Here is a 3,660-nt window from a genome sequence, read left to right as displayed (position 1 = left end):
GGCCGAGCGCAGCGCCGAATCCGCCGGCCGGCTCGAGAATCTGACCGAACTGACCCGCGCGATGGAGGAATATGAGACGCTCGGCGCGTTCCTCGAACATGTCTCCCTGGTGATGGACAATGACGCCAAGCGCGGCGAGCCCAAGGTCACGATCATGACCATTCACGCCGCCAAGGGGCTCGAATTCCCGCTCGTCTTCCTCGTTGGCTGGGAAGAAGGCGTGTTCCCGTCGCAGCGCGCGCTCGACGAAGGCGGCCTGGCCAGCCTCGAGGAGGAGCGCCGCCTGGCCTATGTCGCCATCACCCGCGCGCGGACCAAGGCGACCATCCTCCACGCCGCCAACCGCCGTATTTACGGCCAGTGGACCAGCTCGATCCCCAGCCGCTTCGTCGCCGAATTGCCCGAAGCGCATGTCGAGACCGAGACCACCATGTCCGGCGGCGAGAGCCTGTGGCGCGCGCAGTGGAGCGAGAATGCCGACCCTTTCGCCCACGTCGCCAGAGCCGAACGCCGCGGCCCCGGCTTCCAGCGCGCTGTCGCCACCGACACCACCCCCCGAACCGGCCTATACGTCAAGCGCGGCCCCCAGGAATCCCGCGCCTCGGCGATCAGCATCGGCAACAAGGGCCGCGACGATCTGGCAGTCGGCATGCGAGTCTTCCACGGCAAATTCGGCTACGGCGAAATCGCCGGGATCGAGGGCAACAAGCTTGAGATCGAGTTTGAGAAAGCCGGGCGGAAAAGAGTGCTGGATAGCTTCGTGAGCATCGGTGACTAACCCCTACCCCCGCACCCGCACCGGGATCCGCAAATAACTCACCCCATTCGCCTCGGCCGGCGGGAAGCGGCCGGCGCGGATGTTGACCTGGATCGCGGGGAGCAGCAGCTTGGGGGTCGCCAGTGTCGCGTCCCGCGCCTCGCGCATCGCGACGAACTCATCCTCGCTCTTGCCCGCCAGATGGACATTGCCCGCACGCTGCTCGGCAACCGTCGTTTCCCAACGAAACTCATCGCGCCCCGGCGCCTTGTAATCGTGGCACGTGAACAGGCGCGTTGCGTCGGGCAGGGCCAATATTCGCTGGATCGACCGGTACAGCAGATGCGCGTCGCCCCCCGGGAAATCGGTTCGCGCGGTGCCATAATCGGGCATGAACAGGCTGTCGCCGACAAACAAGGCGTCGCCGATCTGGTAGCTGACGTCAGCCGCGGTGTGGCCCGGGGTGGCCATCACCTCGATGCTCAACGCGCCAAGGGCGATCCGTTCGCCATCCTCGAACAGCAAGTCGAAATCCCCGCCATCGCGTTTGATGTCGTCGGCCTCGAACATCGGGCGAAACACCTTCTGGACGGTGGGAATCTGCTCGCCAATCCCGATCCTGGCGCCGGTCTTGCCCTTGAAGAACGGCGCAGCGGACAGATGGTCAGCGTGGGCGTGCGTTTCGAGCACCAGCTCGATCGTCCATCCGCGCTCCGCGGCACGCGCCAGCACCGCCTCGGCCGAGCTGGTATCGACCGTCCCTTCGGCCGGGTCATAGTCGAGCACCGGGTCAATCACCGCCGCCGCGCCGCTTGCGGGATCGGCGACGAGGTATGACACGGTGTTGGTCGGTTCGTTGAAAAAGGCTTCGATAATCGGATTCACGTAAACCTCCTCAGATCCTGCCTTGACAATGTATTAGCAATATCTAAATTAGCAAGTCCTAATGTTGGAGTTGCGATTGATGTCGTTCGCCTTGGCCCGCCCTGATCTGGACCTAACCGAGCTTGAGGCCAAGGCCGATCAGGTCGCGGCGGTGATGAAGGCGCTCGCCAATCCGCGCCGATTGCTGATCCTGTGCAAGCTGGCGGAAGTTCGCACGGCCAGCGTTAACACCCTCGCCACCGCCATTTCGCTGTCGCAATCGGCGCTGTCCCAACACCTTGCGGTGATGCGCGACGAGGGCCTCGTTACGTTCGATCGCGACAGCCAGACGCTATATTATCGCATTGCCGATCCGCGCATCGTCGCATTGCTCGACACCCTTTACCAACTCTATTGCGCCCCTTCAGGAGACCCCCAGTGACGATTGCCACCATCGACCCGCACGCCGCCTCTGCAATGCTTGCACAGGGCGCGCAGTTGATCGACGTTCGCGGCGCTGATGAGCATGACCGCGAACGGATCGCGACCGCGCGCAATATCCCGCTCGACGCGCTGACCACCATCGACGGCGATGGGCCGATCATCTTCCACTGCCGCTCGGGCCAGCGCACCCGGCTCCATGCAGCTCGGCTGGCGGCAGCGGGCGGCCCCAATTCGCTCGTGCTCGACGGCGGGATCGACGCATGGAAAACGGCCGGCCTGCCGGTCGTTGCAACTGCCAGGCAACCGCTCGACCTGATGCGCCAGGTGCAGATCGGCGGCGGCAGCCTAATCCTGCTCGCGATCCTGCTCGGCTGGCTCGTCTCGCCGGTCTTTCTCCTGCTCGGCGCGGCAGTCGGAGTCGGCATGCTCCACGCCGGGATCACCGGATCCTGTGCCATGACCGCCTTGCTTGCGCCAATGCCCTGGAACCGCGCGGTCGCCGGATGATCGACGGGTTGGTCATGCTGTCGGCGGTGCTTAGCGGCGCCGCGATCGGGCTGATCCTCGGGCTGGTCGGTGGTGGCGGCTCGATCCTCGCGGTGCCATTGCTGGTTCACGTGGTGGGGATCCGTTCGCCCCACGTGGCGATCGGCACCGCCGCGATCGCGGTCGGGCTGAATGCGGCGATGGGGCTGGTCGGCCATGCCCGTCACGGCAACGTCAACTGGCGCTGCGGCGCGATCTTCGCCGCCACGGGGGTTGCCGGTGCGCTGACCGGCGCCGCGCTCGGCAAGGCTTATGACGGGCAGAAATTGCTGTTCCTGTTCGGCTCCTTGATGGTCATCGTCGGCTTGTCGATGCTACGCAAACGCAATGCCGATCCGCGCTCCGATATCGCCCTGACCAGCGCCAATGCCGGCCAGCTCGTCCCGCGACTCGCCCCGGCCGGGCTAGGGGTGGGCTTGTTGTCGGGCTTCTTCGGTATCGGCGGCGGCTTCCTCATCGTGCCGGGGCTGATCTGGGCAACCCGGATGCCGATTACCAAGGCGGTTGGCACCTCCTTGCTCGCAGTCACGGCGTTCGGCCTTTCAACCGCCGCATCCTATGCGCTGTCGGGGCTGGTCGACTGGCCGATTGTCGGGCTGATGATCATTGGCGGAGTGGTCGGCGCGACTGCGGGAATCGCGCTCGGCCGACGGCTCGCCGGGCGCAAGCGATTGCTCGAGACCGCGTTCGGAATCATGGTCATTGTGGTCGGCGTCTACGTCGCGCTCAAGGCCCGCTGACGCGTCACTGCGATCCGGTCGACGCCCCGTCCGCCCATGCACCGCGCCACCCGTTGAGCGCGGCTGTCATCTCCGGCGGCAGGGTTCGAATCCGGCTTGCCGCTGCCGCCTTCAGCGCCGGGTCCGCGCGCACCGCCTCGCTGACCCCGCGATAATTGCCGCGCGGGATATAGGCCGGCTGAAGCAGTAACAACGCCGGCGACCGTCCGACCCGGCGCAGGTCGCGCGCGATCAGCCGGGCGAATTCCGGCCCGTCGCGCGTGCACGTCGCGATCCGCAGTTTCAAATCGTTGTCGGACTCGATTACAA

General features: G+C 65.8%; 6 protein-coding genes. 4 read left to right on the top strand and 2 right to left on the bottom strand.

The window, feature by feature from the left end; translation table 11 throughout:
* A partial coding sequence (locus RMN73_RS07810) for a 3'-5' exonuclease (protein ID WP_309602758.1) occupies window positions 1–778 on the top strand: 778 nt, incomplete at its 5' end.
* A 3-nt stretch (window positions 779–781) separates the two neighbouring features.
* On the opposite strand, the gene RMN73_RS07805 is transcribed toward RMN73_RS07810, so the two are convergent.
* Window positions 782–1,642 (bottom strand): MBL fold metallo-hydrolase, encoded by an 861-nt coding sequence (locus RMN73_RS07805; protein WP_309602757.1) that lies wholly within the window; start codon window positions 1,640–1,642, stop codon window positions 782–784.
* Window positions 1,643–1,721: 79 nt separating this feature from the next.
* Here RMN73_RS07805 and RMN73_RS07800 point away from each other — a divergent pair, with 79 nt between their 5' ends.
* The 3 genes from RMN73_RS07800 to RMN73_RS07790 are packed head-to-tail and all read left to right on the top strand — an operon-like array spanning window position 1,722 to window position 3,351.
* Window positions 1,722–2,063 (top strand): metalloregulator ArsR/SmtB family transcription factor, encoded by a 342-nt coding sequence (locus RMN73_RS07800; protein ID WP_309602756.1) that lies wholly within the window; start codon window positions 1,722–1,724, stop codon window positions 2,061–2,063.
* Window positions 2,060–2,572: a rhodanese family protein gene (locus tag RMN73_RS07795; RefSeq protein ID WP_309602755.1), complete on the top strand. Its 513-nt coding sequence runs from the start codon at window positions 2,060–2,062 to the stop codon at window positions 2,570–2,572. Before RMN73_RS07800 ends, RMN73_RS07795 begins: the two co-directional genes overlap by 4 nt.
* Window positions 2,569–3,351 carry a sulfite exporter TauE/SafE family protein gene (locus RMN73_RS07790; protein WP_309602754.1) on the top strand — a complete coding sequence of 261 codons (783 nt, stop codon included), beginning with the start codon at window positions 2,569–2,571 and terminating at the stop codon, window positions 3,349–3,351. Before RMN73_RS07795 ends, RMN73_RS07790 begins: the two co-directional genes overlap by 4 nt.
* 4 nt (window positions 3,352–3,355) lie before the next feature.
* Here RMN73_RS07790 and RMN73_RS07785 read toward each other — a convergent pair.
* Window positions 3,356–3,660: hypothetical protein (locus RMN73_RS07785; RefSeq protein WP_309602753.1), on the bottom strand; the 305-nt coding region annotated here is incomplete at its 5' end.

The organism is Sphingomonas sp. (assembly GCF_031372575.1).
Lineage (GTDB): Bacteria > Pseudomonadota > Alphaproteobacteria > Sphingomonadales > Sphingomonadaceae > Sphingomicrobium.
This window is presented reverse-complemented; position numbering and strand designations above follow the sequence as displayed.

What these genes read in the sequence shown, in the direction of transcription:
- RMN73_RS07790 (WP_309602754.1), top strand. Translation starts at nt 2,569, where the DNA reads ATGATCGACGGGTTGGTCATGCTGTCGGCGGTGCTTAGCGGCGCCGCG.
- RMN73_RS07800 (WP_309602756.1), top strand. Translation starts at nt 1,722, where the DNA reads ATGTCGTTCGCCTTGGCCCGCCCTGATCTGGACCTAACCGAGCTTGAG.